The 18,500-nt window shown below is 72.6% G+C and carries 19 protein-coding genes; 18 read left to right on the top strand and 1 reads right to left on the bottom strand.

Features of this window, described 5'->3' with window-relative positions; all coding sequences use genetic code 11:
- The first annotated feature begins 2 nt into the window (after positions 1 to 2).
- Together LUZ64_RS30780 and ffh are read left to right on the top strand one after the other, a co-directional pair.
- The gene (locus LUZ64_RS30780) at positions 3 to 2,429 is read left to right on the top strand and encodes a [protein-PII] uridylyltransferase (protein ID WP_095579109.1); all 2,427 of its coding nucleotides are present in this window, start codon (positions 3 to 5) and stop codon (positions 2,427 to 2,429) included.
- A 76-nt stretch (positions 2,430 to 2,505) separates the two neighbouring features.
- A complete protein-coding gene (gene ffh, locus LUZ64_RS30775) occupies positions 2,506 to 4,053 on the top strand; it encodes a signal recognition particle protein (protein ID WP_095579110.1) in 1,548 nt (515 codons plus the stop codon).
- A 139-nt stretch (positions 4,054 to 4,192) separates the two neighbouring features.
- On the opposite strand, the gene LUZ64_RS30770 is transcribed toward ffh, so the two are convergent.
- Positions 4,193 to 5,026, bottom strand: coding sequence for a class I SAM-dependent methyltransferase (locus LUZ64_RS30770; RefSeq protein ID WP_095579111.1), 834 nt, complete (start codon positions 5,024 to 5,026; stop codon positions 4,193 to 4,195).
- Positions 5,027 to 5,316: 290 nt separating this feature from the next.
- Here LUZ64_RS30770 and proS point away from each other — a divergent pair, with 290 nt between their 5' ends.
- The 16 genes from proS (at position 5,317) to dprA (ending at position 18,317) form a co-directional block, all read left to right on the top strand.
- On the top strand, positions 5,317 to 6,732 hold the full coding sequence (proS, locus tag LUZ64_RS30765) for a proline--tRNA ligase (RefSeq protein ID WP_095579112.1): 1,416 nt from the start codon (positions 5,317 to 5,319) through the stop codon (positions 6,730 to 6,732).
- Between the two features lie 221 nt (positions 6,733 to 6,953).
- Complete coding sequence (locus LUZ64_RS30760) at positions 6,954 to 7,547, top strand: hypothetical protein (protein WP_087926055.1); 594 nt, start codon at positions 6,954 to 6,956, stop codon at positions 7,545 to 7,547.
- Between the two features lie 156 nt (positions 7,548 to 7,703).
- The gene (rpsP, locus tag LUZ64_RS30755) at positions 7,704 to 8,144 is read left to right on the top strand and encodes a 30S ribosomal protein S16 (RefSeq protein ID WP_095579113.1); all 441 of its coding nucleotides are present in this window, start codon (positions 7,704 to 7,706) and stop codon (positions 8,142 to 8,144) included.
- Positions 8,145 to 8,146: 2 nt separating this feature from the next.
- Positions 8,147 to 8,386 (top strand): RNA-binding protein, encoded by a 240-nt coding sequence (locus tag LUZ64_RS30750; protein WP_095579114.1) that lies wholly within the window; start codon positions 8,147 to 8,149, stop codon positions 8,384 to 8,386.
- Positions 8,387 to 8,476: 90 nt separating this feature from the next.
- Positions 8,477 to 9,094: a ribosome maturation factor RimM gene (rimM, locus tag LUZ64_RS30745; RefSeq protein ID WP_095579115.1), complete on the top strand. Its 618-nt coding sequence runs from the start codon at positions 8,477 to 8,479 to the stop codon at positions 9,092 to 9,094.
- Entirely contained in the window at positions 9,094 to 9,909 is an 816-nt protein-coding gene (gene trmD / locus LUZ64_RS30740) for a tRNA (guanosine(37)-N1)-methyltransferase TrmD (protein ID WP_095579116.1), read from the top strand. The genes rimM and trmD overlap by 1 nt, the downstream gene beginning before the upstream one ends.
- A 132-nt stretch (positions 9,910 to 10,041) precedes the next feature.
- Entirely contained in the window at positions 10,042 to 10,389 is a 348-nt protein-coding gene (gene rplS / locus LUZ64_RS30735) for a 50S ribosomal protein L19 (protein WP_087926051.1), read from the top strand.
- Between the two features lie 51 nt (positions 10,390 to 10,440).
- Positions 10,441 to 11,265: a signal peptidase I gene (gene lepB, locus LUZ64_RS30730; protein ID WP_095579117.1), complete on the top strand. Its 825-nt coding sequence runs from the start codon at positions 10,441 to 10,443 to the stop codon at positions 11,263 to 11,265.
- Entirely contained in the window at positions 11,258 to 12,325 is a 1,068-nt protein-coding gene (lepB, locus tag LUZ64_RS30725) for a signal peptidase I (protein WP_095579134.1), read from the top strand. The genes lepB (LUZ64_RS30730) and lepB (LUZ64_RS30725) overlap by 8 nt, the downstream gene beginning before the upstream one ends.
- Positions 12,249 to 13,328, top strand: a complete 1,080-nt coding sequence (gene lepB, locus LUZ64_RS30720; RefSeq protein WP_372471970.1) for a signal peptidase I — start codon at positions 12,249 to 12,251, stop codon at positions 13,326 to 13,328. The genes lepB (LUZ64_RS30725) and lepB (LUZ64_RS30720) overlap by 77 nt, the downstream gene beginning before the upstream one ends.
- Before the next feature lie 85 nt (positions 13,329 to 13,413).
- Positions 13,414 to 14,187, top strand: coding sequence for a signal peptidase I (gene lepB, locus LUZ64_RS30715; RefSeq protein WP_095579118.1), 774 nt, complete (start codon positions 13,414 to 13,416; stop codon positions 14,185 to 14,187).
- Positions 14,177 to 14,668, top strand: coding sequence for an NUDIX hydrolase (locus LUZ64_RS30710; RefSeq protein WP_095579119.1), 492 nt, complete (start codon positions 14,177 to 14,179; stop codon positions 14,666 to 14,668). The genes lepB (LUZ64_RS30715) and LUZ64_RS30710 overlap by 11 nt, the downstream gene beginning before the upstream one ends.
- A 39-nt stretch (positions 14,669 to 14,707) precedes the next feature.
- Positions 14,708 to 15,016 (top strand): DUF2469 domain-containing protein, encoded by a 309-nt coding sequence (locus LUZ64_RS30705; RefSeq protein ID WP_009714730.1) that lies wholly within the window; start codon positions 14,708 to 14,710, stop codon positions 15,014 to 15,016.
- 82 nt (positions 15,017 to 15,098) lie between these two features.
- Positions 15,099 to 15,458 carry a YraN family protein gene (locus tag LUZ64_RS30700; protein ID WP_095579120.1) on the top strand — a complete coding sequence of 120 codons (360 nt, stop codon included), beginning with the start codon at positions 15,099 to 15,101 and terminating at the stop codon, positions 15,456 to 15,458.
- Entirely contained in the window at positions 15,458 to 17,083 is a 1,626-nt protein-coding gene (locus tag LUZ64_RS30695; protein ID WP_095579121.1) for a YifB family Mg chelatase-like AAA ATPase, read from the top strand. The genes LUZ64_RS30700 and LUZ64_RS30695 overlap by 1 nt, the downstream gene beginning before the upstream one ends.
- A gap of 55 nt (positions 17,084 to 17,138) precedes the next feature.
- Positions 17,139 to 18,317 (top strand): DNA-processing protein DprA, encoded by a 1,179-nt coding sequence (dprA, locus tag LUZ64_RS30690; RefSeq protein ID WP_095579122.1) that lies wholly within the window; start codon positions 17,139 to 17,141, stop codon positions 18,315 to 18,317.
- The last annotated feature ends 183 nt before the right edge of the window (positions 18,318 to 18,500 follow it).

The following is an 18,500-nucleotide window of genomic DNA, read 5'->3' as shown; positions in this document are numbered from 1 at the left end:
TGTTGACGGACACCCCGGCCACCACGGCGAGCGACTCCCGCCCCGACGGTTACGCGGCGGCCCGGCTGCGCCTCCTGCACCAGGGCGCGCTGACCGGGCCGCCCCGCCGCGCGGCGCTCGCCCGGCTCACCGACCAGTGGCTGGCCGCGCTGCTCGGCGAGGCGCACGGCGTCGCCCTCGTGGCCGTCGGCGGCTACGGGCGCGGGGAGCTGTCCCCGCGCAGCGACCTCGACGTCATGCTGCTGCACGACGGCTCCGCGGACGCCTCGAAGATCGCCGCGATCGCCGACCGCGTCTGGTACCCGGTGTGGGACATGGGCCTCGCGCTCGACCACTCCGTGCGCACCCCGGCCGAGGCCCGCAAGACCGCGGCCGGTGACCTCAAGGTCCACCTCGGCCTGCTCGACGCCCGTCACCTCGGCGGCGACGAACGGCTCACCGCCGCCCTGCGCGCCACCGCCTACGCCGACTGGCGGGCCCAGGCACCGCTCAGACTGCCGGAGCTGCGCGAACTCGGCGAGGACCGGGCCCGGCGCCAGGGCGAGCTGCGGTTCCTGCTGGAGCCCGACCTCAAGGAGGCGCGCGGCGGGCTCCGCGACGCCACCGCCCTGCGCGCCGTCGCCGCCTCCTGGCTGGCGGACGCCCCGCGCGAGGGCCTGGAGCGGGCCCGCGGCCTGCTGCTCGACACCCGTGACGCCCTCCACCTGGTCACCGGCAGGGCCACCGATCGGCTCGCCCTCCAGGAACAGGACCAGATCGCCACGGCCCTCGGCCTGTCCGGTGCCGACGCCCTCCTGCGCGAGGTCTACGAGGCCGCGCGCACCGTCTCGTACGCCGCCGACGTGACCTGGCGCGAGGTCGGCCGCGTGCTGCGCGCCCGCTCCGGCCGGCCCCGGCTGCGGCGGATCCTCGGCGGGCGCGGGGGCCGGGGCGGGTTCGTGGAGCCCGAGCGGGTGCCGCTGGCCGAGGGCGTCGTCGAGCAGGACGGCGAGGCCGTGCTGGCCCGCACGGCCCGGCCCGAGCGCGACCCCGTGCTGCCGCTCCGCGCCGCCGCGGCCGCGGCGCAGGCGGGCCTGCCGCTGTCCCCGCACGCCGCGCGCCGGCTCGCCGCCACCGCGGGCCCGTTGCCGGTGCCCTGGCCGGCCGAGGCCCGCGAGGCGCTCGTCACGCTGCTCGGCGCGGGCGAGCCGGCCGTCGCGGTCTGGGAGGCCCTCGACGCCGAGGGCCTCGTCTCCCGGCTGCTGCCGGAGTGGGAGCACGTGCGCTCGCGCCCGCAGCGCAACCCCGTGCACCGCTGGACCGTCGACCGCCACCTCGTGGAGACGGCCGTCCGCGCGGCGGCCCTCGCGCGCGGCGTCGGTCGCCCCGACCTGCTGCTCGTCGCCGCTCTGCTGCACGACATCGGCAAGGGCCGGCCCGGCGACCACTCCACGGCCGGTGAGGCCCTCACCCGGGAGGCGGCCGCCCGGATCGGCTTCGGCCCCGCCGACACCGAGGTCCTGGCCACGCTCGTCCGCCACCACCTGCTGCTCGTCGAGACCGCCACCCGCCGCGACCTCGACGACCCCGCGACGGTCCGCGCCGTCACCGACGCCGTCGCGCACCCCGGCACCCTGGAGCTGCTGCACGCCCTCACCGAGGCCGACGCCCTCGCCACCGGCCCCGCGGCCTGGAGCGCCTGGCGCGCCTCGCTGGTGGCGGACCTGGCGCGGCGCGCGGCGGCGGCCCTCGCGGACGGCGCCGCCCCGGACCGCCCCGCGCCGGGCCCGCCCTCCGCCGAGGACGCCCGCGTCGTCGCCGAGGCGCTGCGCACCGGCGGCCCGGCCGTCCGGCTGCGCTCGCGCCCGGAGGGCACGGCCCCGGACGACGAGGCCGTCCCGGTCGGCGTCGAGCTGACGATCGCCGTCCCGGAACAGCCCGGGGTGCTGCCCGCGACGGCCGGGCTGCTGGCCCTGCACCGCCTCACCGTCCGCGCGGCGGAACTGCGGGCCGTCGACGGCGCGCTGCTCATGAACTGGCGGGTGGCGACGGAGTTCGGCTCCCTGCCGGAGCCCGCGCAGTTGCGCAACGACCTCGTGCGCGTGCTGGACGGCTCGCTCGACGCCGTGGCGCGGCTGGCCGAGCGCGAGGCCGCGTACAGCGACCGGCGCAGGGGAATCACGCACGCGCCGCCCCGGGTGACCGTCGCCACCGGCGGATCGCGGGACGCGACGGTGCTGGAGGTGCGCGCCCAGGACGCCCCCGGCCTGCTGCACCGCATCGGCCGTGCCCTGGAGGCGGCGGGGGTGTGGGTGCGCAGCGCGCACGTCTCGACGCTGGGTTCCAATGCCGTGGACGCGTTCTACGTGACGACGGGGGAGGGGGTTCCGCTGACGTCCGGAGCGGCCGCTTCCGTGGCCTTGGAGGTGGAGCAGGTACTGGGCGGCTGACCGCACCAGGAGTGTGCGGATACCCTTGGGGGTCAGCCGCCGACTTGAGACCCGACAAGAAGGATCCGCGACCACCGTGTTCGATACCCTCTCCGACCGCCTCGCAGCGACGTTCAAGAACCTCCGGGGCAAGGGCCGCCTGTCAGAGGCGGACATCGACGCCACCGCACGCGAGATCCGCATCGCCCTGCTCGAGGCCGACGTCGCCCTGCCCGTCGTCCGCTCGTTCATCAAGCAGGTCAAGGAGCGGGCCCTCGGCGCCGAGGTCTCCCAGGCGCTCAACCCCGCCCAGCAGGTCATCAAGATCGTCAACGAGGAGCTCATCGGCATCCTCGGAGGCGAGACCCGGCGCCTGCGCTTCGCCAAGACCGCGCCGACCGTCATCATGCTCGCCGGTCTCCAGGGTGCCGGTAAGACGACGCTGGCCGGAAAGCTCGGCCACTGGCTCAAGGGCCAGGGCCACGCCCCGCTGCTCGTCGCCTGTGACCTCCAGCGCCCCAACGCCGTCAACCAGCTCGCGGTCGTCGCCGAGCGCGCCGGTGTCGCGATCTACGCCCCGGAGCCGGGCAACGGCGTCGGTGACCCGGTCCAGGTCGCCAAGGACTCCGTCGAGTTCGCCCGCTCCAAGCAGCACGACGTCGTGATCGTCGACACCGCCGGCCGCCTCGGCATCGACCAGGAGCTGATGCGGCAGGCCGCGGACATCCGCGACGCCGTCAGCCCGGACGAGGTCCTCTTCGTCGTCGACGCGATGATCGGTCAGGACGCGGTCAACACCGCCGAGGCCTTCCGCGACGGCGTCGGCTTCGACGGCGTGGTGCTCTCCAAGCTCGACGGCGACGCCCGCGGTGGTGCCGCGCTGTCGGTCGCGCACGTGACCGGCAAGCAGGTCATGTTCGCCTCCAACGGCGAGAAGCTGGACGACTTCGACGCGTTCCACCCGGACCGCATGGCGTCCCGCATCCTCGGCATGGGCGACATGCTCAGCCTCATCGAGAAGGCCGAGCAGACCTTCAGCCAGGACGAGGCCGAGAAGATGGCGGCCAAGCTGGCGAAGGGGCCGAAGGAGTTCACGCTCGACGACTTCCTGTCCCAGATGGAGCAGGTCCGCAAGATGGGCAGCATCAGCAAGCTGCTCGGGATGCTGCCCGGCATGGGTCAGATCAAGGACCAGATCAACAACCTCGACGAGCGCGACGTCGACCGCACCGCCGCGATCATCAAGTCGATGACCCCGGCCGAGCGCCAGGACCCGACGATCATCAACGGTTCCCGTCGCGCCCGTATCGCCAAGGGCTCCGGCGTGGACGTCAGCGCCGTGAAGAACCTGGTGGAGCGCTTCTTCGACGCCCGCAAGATGATGTCCCGCATGGCCCAGGGCGGCGGCATGCCCGGGATGCCCGGTATGCCGGGCATGGGTGGCGGTGCGGCCCGTAAGAAGAAGCAGGTCAAGCAGGCCAAGGGCAAGCGCAAGAGCGGTAACCCGATGAAGCGCAAGGCCGAGGAGCAGGCCGCGGCCGCGCGCCGCGAGCAGCAGGCGGAGAACCCGCTGGGCCTGCCGCAGGGCGGCCAGCCCGCGCAGAACTTCGAACTGCCGGACGAGTTCAAGAAGTTCATGGGCTGACCTTACGGACAGCCGGAAGCCCCTCGCGGTCGGCCGCGGGGGGCTTCCGTCGTACGGCGCGGTGGGTGACCGGGCGCGCGTCCACTCGTGCCGTAAGGCTCGCGCGCGTCCTTACGGTGTGTGCCGGGAACGGTGTGCGTCAGACCCGGGCTATGAGGTAGCGGAAGACGTTGGGCATCCATACCGTGCCGTCACGGCGCAGGTACGGGTGGAGCGCCTCGGCCAGCTCCTTGGTGACCTGCTCCTCGTCCGTGGCCCGCGCCGCCGCGTCGAACGCGCCCGTGGAGAGCATGCCGCGCACCGCGCTGCCCATGTCGGCGTAGCCGTACGGGCACGCCACCCGGCCCGAGCCGTCGGGGCGCAGTCCGGCCCGCTGGGCGAGCTCCTCCAGGTCGTCGCGCCCGCTCGGGCGCCAGCGCGCGGGGGCGCACATGGGGTCCGCGAGCCGGGCCGCGACCCTGAGCGCTCCGGAGGCCGCGCAGCGCTCCTGGGGGCCCCAGCCGGCCAGGACGACGGGGGCGCCGTGCTCGGCGAAGTCGGCCGCCCGGGCGAGTGCCCCGGCCATGCCGCGGGCGCTGCCGCCCGCGCAGTACAGCGGGTCGAAGGCGGTGACGAGGTTGAACGCCGGACCGCCGGGGTCCACGACGGACTCGGGGCCGCCGTGCCCCAGGCGGGCGCCGTCCTCGCGGGCGCCCTCCGGCACCAGGCGCTCACGGGCCAGTGTCAGCCGCCGCTCGTCGGCGTCGACCCCGCGGACCGAGGCGCCGCGGCCCGCCGCCATCAGGAGGGCCAGCCCGGAACCGCAGCCCAGGCTGAGCAGCCGGGTGCCGGCGCCGACCTCCAGCCGTTCGTACACCGCTTCGTAGAGCGGCACCAGCATCCGTTCCTGGATCTCCGCCCAGTCGCGGGCCCGGGTCATGGACCCGGGCGACGAAGAGGACGGCAGGTGCCGCCGCACGAGCGTTGGTGTCATCGAAAGCGCCCCAATCCGCCGAGAGACGTGTGCGTGCCCGAATCTGCCCCGCCCCCATGTGCTGCCGTGCGCGCTGCTGTGAAGCACCCCCGTATTGCCAGAGAACTCCGCTTCCGTCCCCGAGTCCAGAGGGTGGCGCGAGAACACTGCCCGTATGCCCACGATGGCATGTGCCGCGTGCCCGCGCACGGGAAGCCGGGGGTGGCGCGCGCCCCGGCGGGCGGTCCGCCGCGGGGGTGGGTGAGGAGAGGATTCACGCTCGGACGGATCGGCCCCGTACCATTCGCACCATGGCAAAGGCTCCCATTCTCACCCCCCAGGCGGACGACTTCCCGCGCTGGTACCAGGACTTGATCAACAAGGCCGAGCTGGCCGACAACGGCCCGGTGCGCGGCACCATGGTCATCCGCCCGTACGGGTACGGGCTCTGGGAGCGCATGCAGCAGGAGATGGACGCGCGCATCAAGGACGCGGGCGCCTCCAACGCGTACTTCCCCCTCTTCATCCCGCAGTCCTACCTGACGCGGGAGGCCGAGCACGTCGAGGGCTTCGCGCCCGAGCTCGCGGTCGTCACGCACGGCGGCGGCAAGGAGCTGGACGAGCCGGTCGTCGTCCGGCCCACCTCCGAGACGATCATCAACGAGTACTTCTCCAAGTGGGTGCAGAGCTACCGCGACCTGCCCCTGCTGATCAACCAGTGGGCCAACGTGGTCCGTTGGGAGATGCGCCCGCGCGTCTTCCTGCGCACCAGCGAGTTCCTCTGGCAGGAGGGCCACACCGCCCACGCCACGTACGAGGACGCCCGCGACTACGCCGCCCGGATCCACCGCGACGTCTACTACGACTTCATGGTCAACGTCCTGGGCATCGACGTCGTCCTGGGTCGCAAGACGGCCAAGGAGCGCTTCGCGGGCGCCATCAACACCCTCACCCTCGAGGGCATGATGGGTGACGGCAAGGCCCTCCAGATGGGCACCAGCCACGAGCTGGGCCAGAACTTCGCCAAGGCGTTCAACACCTCCTACCTGTCGAAGGACGGGCAGCAGGAGATGGTCTGGCAGACCTCCTGGGGCGTCTCGACCCGGATGGTCGGCGGTCTGATCATGTCCCACGGCGACGACAGCGGCCTGCGGGTCCCGCCGCGCCTGGCCTCCGTCCAGGCCGTGGTCCTCGCGATCAAGGGCGACGACGCCGTGATCGCCAAGGTCCGCGAGATCGGCGACCAGCTCAAGGCCGCGGGCATCCGCGTGCAGGTCGACGACCGCACCGACACCCCCTTCGGCCGCCGTGCCGTGGACTGGGAGCTCAAGGGCGTACCGGTGCGCATCGAGGTCGGTCCGCGCGACCTGGAGAACGGCACCGCGATGCTGGCCCGCCGCATCCCGGGCGGCAAGGCGCCGGTCCGCCTCGACGAGCTCGTCGCGCTGCTGCCGAAGGTCCTGGAGGAGGACCAGGCCACGCTGCTGGCGGAGTCGCGCGAGCGCCGTGAGGCCCGTACGACCGACGTGGCGACCATCGAGGAGGCCGCCGAGGCCGCCGTGGCCGGCGGCTGGGCGCGTATCCCGTGGGCCGACCTCGGCCCGGAGGGCGAGGCCAAGCTGGCCGAGCAGGCCGTGTCCGTGCGCTGCCTGGTCGGCGAGGACGGCTCCGTGCCGGACGCGGACGACGCGCCGGGCACCATCGCCATCGTGGCCCGCGCCTACTGACGCCCCCGCGCGCGGGGGCGTCCCCCCATCGGTACGCCCCCGTGATGCGCGCTTACCGGGGAGTCAGTACGTCCCGGCTTGCGAACGGGTGCGCGGGTTCTCCATAGATCTGCGCACCCGCCCTCGTCGCGACGCATGAGCGTGAAACTGACTGGTACGTGCAAAATATTTGGGATGGCCCGGTATCGGAACACCGGGCCACCCCCGCTCGTTGTCACGACGTGAGCACGACACCACCTGTTCTCGCCGCAGAGCTGGCGCAGGCGTGGGCCGACATTCAGCGGTACCACCCCGAGCTGCCGGATCTTGCCGCGCCCGAATCCTTGATCGGGGAGTCGTCGTCCGCATGCGGCGCCGAGCTCTCCTTCGAACGGCTGCTGCACGAGGCAGTGCACGGCATCGCGGCCGCCCGCGGTGTCCGTGACACCTCGCGAGCCGGCCGCTACCACAATCGCCGGTTCCTGGCGATCGCCGAGGAGCTGGGGCTCGACCACAGCGAGGAGCCGCATCCCAGCAGCGGCTTCTCGCTGGTCGTACTCAATCCGGAGGCGCGCAAGCGCTACCGCCCGACCATCGACAGACTCCAGCGGGCCCTGAAGGCGCACACGGTCGCCACCACGGCGGCCGACACCTCGCGCACGTTCCGCGGCCCCGCCGCGCGGCACGGGTCGTCCGGTGGAGGGGTGCGCGTCAAGGCGGTGTGCGACTGCGGCCGTAATGTCCGGGTCGTGCCCTCCGTGCTCGCGCAGGCGCCGATCATGTGCGGTGGGTGCGGTCAGCCTTTCCGGATCCCCGAGGCGGTATCGGTCGGCTGACCTGGAGCGGTGTGGCACAATGGGTCGCTGTACTCGACAGTCGCACAGGACCCCTCTCTCCTCCGGCTGACGCGTCCATCGGGCACTCCGAGTGCCGCAACCCCACGTGGCATCCCGTTGTGCCCAACCACGTCAAGACCAGGAGACACCACTCCAGTGGCAGTCAAGATCAAGCTGAAGCGTCTGGGCAAGATCCGTTCGCCTCACTACCGCATCGTCGTCGCCGACTCCCGCACCCGCCGTGACGGCCGGGCCATCGAGGAGATCGGTCTGTACCACCCGGTGCAGAACCCCTCGCGCATCGAGGTCGACTCCGAGCGTGCCCAGTACTGGCTGAGCGTCGGCGCGCAGCCGACCGAGCCCGTTCTGGCCATCCTCAAGGTCACCGGCGACTGGCAGAAGTTCAAGGGTCTGCCGGCCCCGGCCCCGATGCTCCTCCCCGCGACCAAGGAGGACAAGCGTCGCGCGTTCGACGAGTTCACCAAGGGTCTCGAGGCCGGCGCCGCGAAGGGTGAGGCCATCACCCCGAAGGCCAAGAAGTCGGAGAAGAAGGACGAGGCCGCCGCGGCCGAGTCCGCTGAGTCGACCGAGGCCTGAGGATGCTCGAGGAGGCCCTTGAGCACCTCGTGAAGGGCATCGTCGACAACCCCGACGAAGTGCAGGTCGCGTCCCGCAACCTGCGGCGCGGGCGTGTGCTGGAGGTCCGGGTCCACCCCGACGACCTCGGCAAGGTGATCGGCCGTAACGGCCGCACCGCGCGCGCACTGCGCACCGTCGTGGGCGCCATCGGCGGCCGTGGCGTCCGCGTCGACCTCGTCGACGTCGACCAGGTCCGCTGAGAAGCGATTGAGCACCGGCACGGGCCGGGAAGGGTTACGGCCCTTCCCGGCCCGTTGTCGCGTTCGTACGGAAAAGCAGAGGTACAGAAAGTGCAGCTTGTCGTCGGCAGGATCGGCCGCGCCCATGGGATCAAGGGCGAGGTCAGCATCGAGGTGCGTACGGACGAGCCCGAGCTCCGGCTCGGCCCCGGCGCAGTCCTGGCCACGGACCCCGCCGGTGCGGGTCCGCTGACCATCGAGACCGGCCGGGTCCACAGCGGCCGGCTGCTGCTGCGCTTCGCGGGCGTCAAGGACCGCACGGCCGCCGAGGCGCTCCGCAACATCCTCCTGATCGCCGAGGTCGACCCCGAGGAGGGTCCCGAGGACCCCGAGGAGTTCTACGACCACCAGCTGATCGACCTGGACGTCGTCACCGTCGACGGCGAGGAGATCGGCCGGATCACGGAGATCGCGCACCTGCCCGCGCAGGACCTGTTCATCGTCGAGCGCCCCGACGGCGCCGAGGTGATGATCCCCTTCGTGGAGGAGATCGTCACGGAGATCGACCTGGAGCGGCAGCGCGCGGTCATCGACCCGCCGCCCGGTCTGATCAACAGCGCCGAGGCCGTCGTCGCGAGCGCGCGCGAGGCCGAGGGCGCCGACCCGGCCGACGCGACCGGTGAGAAGGCCGACACGGCCGACACGACCGGTGAGAAGGGTGACGCCTGATGCGACTCGATGTCGTCACCATCTTCCCGGAGTACCTGGAGCCGCTGAACGTCTCGCTCGTGGGCAAGGCGCGGGCCCGTGGCCAGCTGGATGTCCGCATCCACGACCTGCGGGAATGGACCCACGACAAGCACAACACCGTCGACGACACCCCGTACGGCGGCGGCCCCGGCATGGTCATGAAGCCCGAGCCCTGGGGCGAGGCGCTGGACGCGGTCATCGAGTCCGGCACCGGTGAGGACAGGCCCGTCCTCGTCGTGCCCACGCCCAGCGGCCGGCCCTTCACCCAGGCGCTCGCCGTGGAGCTGTCCGAGAAGCCGTGGCTGGTCTTCACGCCCGCCCGCTACGAGGGCATCGACCGCCGTGTCATCGAGGAGTACGGCGACCGGCTGGACGTCCGCGAGGTCTCCATCGGCGACTACGTGCTGGCCGGCGGCGAGGCCCCCGTCCTGGTGATGGTCGAGGCCATCGCCCGGCTGCTGCCCGGTGTCCTCGGCAACGCCGAGTCGCACCGCGACGACTCCTTCGCGCCCGGCGCCATGGCCGATCTGCTGGAGGGCCCCGTCTACACCAAGCCGCCGGAGTGGCGCGGCCGGGGCATCCCGGACGTCCTGCTCAGCGGCCACCACGGCAAGATCGCCCGCTGGCGCCGCGACGAGGCCTTCCGGCGCACGGTCGCGAACCGGCCCGACCTGATCGAGCGCGCGGACCCGTCGGTCTTCGACAAGAAGGACCGCGAGATGCTCTCGATCCTGGGCTGGGGCCCGGGCCCCGACGGCCGATTTTGGCGAGTGGCCCCGGACGTGGAAGAATAAGCCGTTGCCTTGCGCCCGGCGCGCGCCCCTGCCACAGGGGGAACGACGTCCGCCCGGTGTGACGCACCACCCCCATCATCATTTCGATTTTCCGCTGATGACCTGTGGCATCAGCGAGGAGAGCAGACGGTCATGAACCTTCTCGACAACGTCGACGCCGCTTCGCTGCGCACCGATGTCCCGTCCTTCCGCCCCGGCGACACCGTGAACGTCCACGTTCGCGTCATCGAGGGCAACCGCTCCCGTGTGCAGCAGTTCAAGGGTGTCGTCATCCGCCGTCAGGGCGACGGCGTGCGCGAGACCTTCACGGTCCGCAAGGTCTCCTTCTCCGTCGGCGTGGAGCGTACCTTCCCGGTGCACACCCCGATCGTCGAGAAGATCGAGCTCGTGACCCGCGGTGACGTCCGTCGCGCCAAGCTGTACTACCTCCGTGAGCTGCGCGGCAAGGCCGCGAAGATCAAGGAGAAGCGCGACAACTGAGCCTGAGGTCGTTGTCCGGGCCCGGCCGTGGCCGGATAGGCTTTCGGCTCGATGGACACCGACGTACAGCTTTCGGAGCGCGACCGCTCTCCAGAACCCGTTGAGGGGGAGGAGCAGGGGTCGCGCTCCTCGCGTTTTTCCCCGGGCTCCGCGGCGCGCGCCGCCGGGGCCTGGCTCAGGGGCGGCGGGGCGCTGCGCCGGGCGGGCCTGCTGCTCACGGCCTGCCTGGTCTTTCTGCTCCTGCTCAGCAATTTCGTCGTCCAGCCCTTCCTGATCCCCAGCGGCTCGATGGAGAACACGCTGCGGATCGGGGACCGCGTGCTGGTCAACAAGCTCGCCTACCGCTTCGGTGACGAGCCGCGGCGCGGCGATGTCGTGGTCTTCGACGGCCGGGGCTCCTTCGTCCAGGAGGCGCCCGCCGAGAACCCGGTGGCGGCGATGATCCGCAAGGGCGCTTCGTCCGTCGGCCTGATGCGCCCGGCGCAGACCGACTACGTCAAGCGGGTCGTGGGCGTGGGCGGTGACCGGGTCACCTGCTGCGACGCGCGGGGCAGGCTCATGGTGAACGGCCGGCCGGTGAGCGAGGACTACCTCCACCCGGGTGACGATCCCTCGGAGGTGCCCTTCGACATCGTGGTGCCGCAGGGGCGGCTGTGGGTGATGGGCGACCATCGCGGCGATTCCCGGGACTCCCGTGACCACCTCGGCGAGCCGGGTGGCGGCACGGTTCCGGTCGGCAAGGTGATCGGGCGGGCCGACTGGATCGGCTGGCCGTTCGGCCGGATGTCCTCGCTGGGCCACCCCGATGCCTTCGACGGCGTACCGCCCCCGGGTTCGGGGCACTCCGCGGGGGCGGGGCCCCGGCCGCATGGGTAGCCACGGGCGTACGGGCGCCGCCGATGCCCCCGGGGTGGCCGGGCCGGCCGGCTGGCCGGGCGCTCCGCCGGGTGGCCGGCACGGCGCGGGCCCAGGTCGCGGGGCCGGCCGCGCGGCGCGCCGGAAGGCGGCGCGGCGGGTCGAGCGCCGTAGGCGCCGGTCCGTGGTCAAGGAGGTGCCGATCCTCATAGCGGTGGCCCTGCTGATCGCGCTGGTGCTGAAGACGTTCCTGGTGCAGGCCTTTGTGATTCCGTCCGGCTCGATGGAGCAGACGATCCGCATCGGCGACCGGGTGCTGGTGGACAAGCTGACGCCCTGGTTCGGCTCCCGGCCGGCGCGGGGCGACGTGGTGGTCTTCAAGGACCCGGGCGGCTGGCTCGAGGGCGAGGAGACCAAGGCCGGGCCGGACCCGGTGGGGATCAAGCAGGTGAAGCAGGCCCTGACGTTCATCGGACTGCTGCCGTCGGCCGACGAGCAGGATTTGATCAAGAGGGTCATCGGTACGGGCGGGGACACCGTCAAGTGCTGTGACAGGAACGGCAAAATCACCGTCAACGGAACCCCGCTCGACGAGCCGTATATCAATCCGGGAAATCCGCCGTCGAAGCTGGAGTTCACCGTGCGGGTTCCGGAAGGGCGGTTGTTCGTGATGGGGGACCACCGCTCGAATTCCGCTGATTCGCGCTATCACCTGGACGGTCCGGGTCAGGGCACCGTACCGGAGAAGCTGGTGGTCGGACGGGCCGCGGTGATCGCCTGGCCGCTGGGCCACTGGCGGAGCCTGTCGGAACCGGACACCTTTGTTTCCGTGGGGGACGCGCCGCGCGCGGGGGCGCGGGCGGATGATTCGCCGAATAGTGTGTCCTCCATGGATCAGAACGGATCGATCCGGCTCCCGACCCCTGCGGAACTCCCGCTCGTTATGGGAGTGGTGGGCCTGCGTCGTATGTGCGACAGGCAGCAGAGTGGAGAGAGGAGCGGATGTGGGGGACTTGGCGGTCGGCGCACGTTCCGGTCACGGAGAGCCCGAGAAGCGACCCGAGGGGCCCGCAGGGGCTGAGGGGAGCGGCGGGACGCCCGGTGGCGAAGCGCCTGAAGCGGCCTTGTCCCAGGCGCCCGTGACGGCCCAGGCATCCGGTGACGCGGTGGAGGGCCCGGACGGGCCGAAGGACACGGGGAGCGGCGGCGTGGCGCCCGACGAGGACGGCGAGGGCCCGAGCGCGACCCGGCCGAAGAAGCAACGATCCTTCTGGAAGGAACTGCCGATCCTGGTCGGCATCGCCCTGGTACTCGCGCTGATCATCAAGACCTTCCTGGTCCAGGCGTTCTCCATCCCCTCCGACTCGATGCAGGACACCCTCCAGCGGGGCGACCGCGTGCTGGTCGACAAGCTGACGCCGTGGTTCGGGGCGAAGCCCGAGCGGGGCGAGGTGGTGGTCTTCCACGATCCGGGCAAGGGCAGCGAGAGCTGGCTCGGCCCCGAGACCGGGCCGCAGGAGACCGGTCCGCTGGGCGGCGGCGTCCAGAAGGTCCTCAGCTTCATCGGGCTGATGCCCTCCGCCGAGGAGCGCGACCTCATCAAGCGGGTCATCGCCGTCGGTGGCGACACCGTGGAGTGCCAGGGCGCCGGCGGCCCGGTGAAGGTCAACGGCAAGGCCCTCGACGAGAAGTCCTACATCTTCCCGGGCAACTCGCCCTGCGACGACAAGCCCTTCGGCCCGATCAAGGTGCCCAAGGACCACATCTGGGTGATGGGCGACCACCGCCAGGACTCCCTGGACTCGCGCTACCACCCCACCCTGTACGAGGGCACGGTGCCGGTCAGCGAGGTCGTCGGCCGTGCCATCGTCGTCGCCTGGCCGGTCAACCGCTGGTCCTTCCTGCCCGTCCCGGGCACCTTCGACCAGCCGGGGCTGAACGCCGCGGCAGCCGCCGCCCCCTCGGCGCTCGGCCTCGCGGGCGCCGTGCCGCTGGTCCTGTGGCGCCGGCGCCGGCTGCTCGGCCGGACCACGTCCGTCGCGGCCGTGAAGAGCGCCGCGGACAGGACCTCGTCGAAGGGCTGACCGGCGTCCGTACCGCCCGGTAGTGTGCGATCCCCCGCCCTCGGGCGGGGGATCCGGTCTTTTCGAGGCGGGCGGGAGCTGGGGGATGAGCGGAGCGGGACGTACGGGCGACGGTCACGGCCGCGCGGGCAGGGTGCTGTCCGGGCTGGCCGTGGCCGTCGGCTGTGTGCTCTTCCTGGGGGGATTCGTCTGGGGGGCGCTGCTGTACCAGCCGTACACCGTTCCCACCGACTCGATGACGCCGACCATCGGGCAGGGCGCGCGGGTGCTCGCCGAGCGCGTCGGCGGCGACGAGGTGCGGCGGGGCGACATCGTCGTCTTCAAGGACAAGGCATGGGGCGACGCGCCCATGATCAAGCGCGTGGTGGGCGTGGGTGGCGACAGCGTCCGGTGCTGTGACGACCGGGGGCGGCTGACGATCGGCGGGAAGCCGGTCGAGGAACCGTATCTGCCGGGCGGTGGCCCGGCCTCGCCCACCGAGTTCTCCGCCGAGGTGCCCGAGGGGCAGCTCTTCCTCATCGGCGACCACCGCATGACCTCGGTCGACTCCCGCTCCCGCCTGACCGACGCCTCCCACGGCTCGGTGCCGCGCGAGGCCGTCAAGGGGCGGGTGGACGCCACGGCCTGGCCGATGGACGGCTGGGGCATGATGGACAGGCCGGAGTCGTTCGCCGCCCTGCCGGGCGGTACGTCCCGGCCGGGACCGCTGCCGCTGGTGCTGGCCGCGGTCGCCGGCGGCGCGGTGCTCATCCTGGGCGGCGCGGCGTACGGACCGGTCGCGACCCGCCTAGGGCCCCGGCGCGCGACCGGGGGGAGCGGCGGGAAAAGGAAGGAAGGGACCGCGGAACGTGTGCGATGAGAGTCCTCGCAAGGCCTCGCGGGTCGTCCTCCTCGACCCCGACGACCGCGTCCTGCTGATGCACGGCTTCGAGCCGGAGGATCCCTCGAACACCTGGTGGTTCACCCCGGGCGGCGGCCTGGAGGCAGGTGAGAGCTGGGAGCAGGCGGCCCGTCGGGAGCTGGCCGAGGAGACGGGCGTCACGGAGATCGAACTGGGTCCGCTGCTGTGGCGGCGCGCCTGTTCCTTCCCGTTCGACGGCCGCCACTGGGACCAGGACGAGTGCTACTACCTGGCGCGCACCCGGCAGCCGGCCGTGTGGACCGGCGGGGAGACGGAACTGGAGCGGCGCAGTGTCACGGGCCTGCGCTGGTGGACGTGCGAGGAACTTCTCGCGACCCGTGAGACGGTGTATCCGACCAAGCTCGCCGGGCTGCTGCGTACGCTGCTCGACGAGGGGCCCCCGCGTACGCCGGTGCTTCTGGAGACGGAGCGCGCCTGACGCACAATAGGGGGACGCACGGCTGAAGGGGAACATGCCATGAGCGCCGAGGACCTCGAGAAGTACGAGACCGAGATGGAGCTGAAGCTCTACCGGGAGTACCGCGACGTCGTCGGACTGTTCAAATACGTGATCGAGACCGAGCGGCGCTTCTACCTCACCAACGACTACGAGATGCAGGTGCACTCGGTGCAGGGTGAGGTCTTCTTCGAGGTCTCGATGGCCGACGCCTGGGTGTGGGACATGTACCGGCCGGCCCGCTTCGTGAAGCAGGTGCGGGTGCTCACCTTCAAGGACGTGAACATCGAGGAGCTCAACAAGAGCGACCTCGACCTTCCGGGTGGCTGAGTTGTCCACAACCGCCGGGTTGTCCACCAAGATCCAATAGATCGGGGCGGTGGCGGCAGAGTCGGTGCCGGAGGTGGTGCCGATGAACGCCCGAGGAGCCCTCGGTCGCTACGGCGAGAAACTGGCCGCCCGGCTGCTCGCCGAGTCCGGGATCGTCATCCTGGAGCGGAACTGGCGGTGCCGGGAGGGCGAGATCGATCTGGTCGCCCTCGACGCGGACACCCTGGTCGTGTGCGAGGTCAAGACCCGCCGCTCCGGTGCGTACGAACACCCTATGGCGGCCGTCACCCCGGCCAAGGCCGACCGGCTGCGGCTGCTGGCCGAGCGCTGGCTGGAGCGGAACGGCGGCCCGCCGCCGGGCGGGGTCCGCATCGACGTGGTGGGTGTGGTCGTCCCCGACCGGGGCGCTCCCGCCGTCGAGCACGTCAAGGGGGTGGCCTGATGGGCTTCGCCCGTACGTGCTCGGTGGCCCTGGTCGGCGTCGAGGGCGTGGTCGTGGAGGTCCAGGCCGATCTGGAGCCGGGCGTCGCGGCCTTCACCCTGGTCGGCCTCCCCGACAAAAGCCTCTCGGAGAGCCGTGACCGGGTCCGCGCGGCGGTGGTGAACTCCGGGGCCGAGTGGCCCCAGAAGAAGCTGACGGTGGGTCTGAGTCCGGCCTCCGTCCCCAAGGGCGGCAGCGGCTTCGACCTGGCGGTGGCCTGCGCGGTGCTCGCCGCCGCCGAGCGCGTCGACCCGCGCGAGATCGCCGACCTGATGATGATCGGCGAGCTGGGTCTCGACGGCCGGGTCCGCCCCGTCCGAGGGGTCCTCCCCGCCGTCCTGGCCGCCGCCGACGCGGGGTACCGCCAGGTCGTCGTCCCCGAGCGCACGGCGGCGGAGGCCGCTCTCGTCCCCGGTGTCTCGGTCCTCGGCGTGCGCAGCCTGCGTCAGCTCATCGCCGTCCTGACCGATGAACCGGTCCCCGAAGAGGAGGAGGACCCGCCTCAGGAGGGGCGGCCGGACCCGATGCTGGCGGGGTTGTCGGTGCCCGGGCTGGGCCTGGGCGCGGGCATCCTCTGCGGCGCGGACGGCGCCTCCCGGGTGCCCGATCTGGCGGAGGTCGCGGGCCAGCGGCAGGCCCGCAAGGCCCTGGAGATCGCGGCCGCGGGCGGCCATCACCTCTATCTCAAGGGCCCGCCCGGAGCGGGCAAGACCCTGCTGGCGGAGCGGCTGCCCGGCCTGCTGCCGCCGCTGACACGGCAGGAGGCCCTGGAGGTCACGGCGGTGCACTCCGTCGCGGGAGTCCTGCCACCCGGCAAGCCGCTGGTGGACGCCCCGCCGTACTGCGCGCCCCACCACTCGGCGACGATGGCCTCCCTGGTGGGCGGGGGGAACGGCCAGCCGAGGCCCGGCGCGGTGTCCCTGGCTCATCGAGGCGTACTTTTTCTGGACGAAGCGCCCGAATTCAGCGGGCGGGCGCTGGACGCCCTGCGGCAGCCGCTGGAGTCCGGCAGCGTCGTGGTGGCCCGCTCCGCCGGGATGATGCGGATGCCCGCCCGCTTCCTGCTGATGCTCGCGGCGAATCCCTGCCCTTGCGGCCGCCACTCACAGTTCGGGGAGGGGTGCGACTGCCCTCCGGCGGCCGTCCGCCGCTATCAGGGAAGGCTCTCGGGGCCCCTGCTGGACCGGGTCGACCTGCGGGTCCGCGTCGAGGCCGTCACCCGTGCCGAACTCACCGGCCGGGACGGCGCGGTGGAGGACACCGCGACGGTCGCCGCGCGGGTGCGCGAGGCACGGGAGCGGGCGGCGGCCCGACTCGGCGCCACGCCCTGGAAGACCAACGCCGAGGTGCCCGGCCATGAGCTGCGGACCCGGTGGCACCCGCTGCCCGGAGCGCTCGCGGAGGCGGAGCGCGACATGGAGTGCGGCCTGCTGACCGCCCGTGGGCTCGACCGCGTGCTCCGGGTCGCCTGGACCGTGGCCGACCTGGCCGGGCACCCCCGGCCGGACGCGGACGACGTGGCACAGGCCCTGCAATTGCGCACCGGTGTCAGCCGCGGTGTGCCGGCCGAGGCGGGGGCGCGCTGATGACCGTCGCGGACGGGCGCGGGAGCCGGGGCACGGCGCGGGCGGAGGGGCCGTCGTGACCGCCCCCGCCCCGGACCGCCTGGCGCGGGCCGCGCTCACGCGGCTGACCGAGCCGGGGGACGAGCGGGTCGGGCGGTGGCTGCGCGAGATGGGGCCCGAGGCACTGGCGCGGGGGCTGGCTGGGTCCGGGCCCGCGCCGCCGGGCGCGGGGGAGGAGCGGCTCGCGGGGTGCCGGGCGAGGGCCGCCGCGCTCAACCCCCACGGCGACCTCGACGCCGTCGCCCGGCTGGGCGGCCGCTTCCTCGTCCCCGGTGACCCCGAGTGGCCCCGGCAGCTCGACGACCTCGGCGACGCCCGCCCCCTCGGCCTCTGGGTGCGCGGCATCGCCGACCTCAGGCTCTGGGCCCTGCGTTCGGTCGCCGTGGTCGGTGCCCGGGCCTGCACCGACTACGGCTCGCACGTGGCGGCCACCCTCGGCGCCGGCCTCGCCGAGCGCGGCTGGGTGGTGGTCTCCGGCGCCGCCTTCGGGGTCGACGGGGCGGCGCACAGAGGAGCCCTCGCCGCCGGCGGGGCCACCGTGGCCGTGCTGGCCTCGGGGGTGGACGTGCCCTACCCACGCGGACACGCCGAGTTGATCGACCGCATCACGGAACAGGGTCTGGTGCTCGCGGAGTTGCCACCCGGCGGCCACCCCACCCGCAGCCGTTTCATCCTCCGCAACCGCGTCATCGCCGCCCTGACCAGGGGAACGGTGGTCGTCGAGGCCCAGTACCGCAGCGGATCGCTGGTCACGGCGCGGTGCGCCCGGCGGCTGGGGCGGCAGACGATGGGCATCCCCGGGCCGGTCACCTCGGGGCTCTCGGCGGGGGTCCATGAATTGCTGCGCGAGGAGGCCCATCTGGTGACCGACGCCGACGAGATCGTGGAGCTCGTCGGCGGTGTGGGCGAGCTCGCCCCCGAGCGGCGAGGCCCCGTCGTGGCACGCGACCTGCTGCCGCCCGCGGCGGCCACCGTCCTCGAAGCGGTCCCCGGGGGACCCGGTGGCGACCCCGCCCTCATCGCCCGGAACGCCGGTCTGAGCAGGGATCGCACCCTCGGCGGCCTCTACGAACTCCAGGCCCTGGGCTTCGTCGAACGCCGAGGTGATCAATGGAAGTTGGCCGGACCGCCGTCAACATTCGGCACCCCCAAGCCCCTCGGACGGCGCCCCACCACGCGGCGAGGCGGTTCTTGACCTGGGGCGATCGGGTGAAAGGGTTAAGAGGACGACCGTGGGAACCGATACGGCGGGCCCGGCACGGTCAGCGAACCCCCTGGCCGCCGTACACCGGGGGCACGGACAGTGGAACGTATCTGCATATCAACCGAAGGGGCCCTCCTCGCGCACCGCAGCGCCATAGTCACGCTACGCTCACGG

The organism is Streptomyces albireticuli, from assembly GCF_021228125.1.
Classification (GTDB): domain Bacteria; phylum Actinomycetota; class Actinomycetes; order Streptomycetales; family Streptomycetaceae; genus Streptomyces; species Streptomyces albireticuli.
Note: the sequence above shows the minus strand (reverse complement) of the source record. Positions and strands in the feature narration are given on the sequence as shown.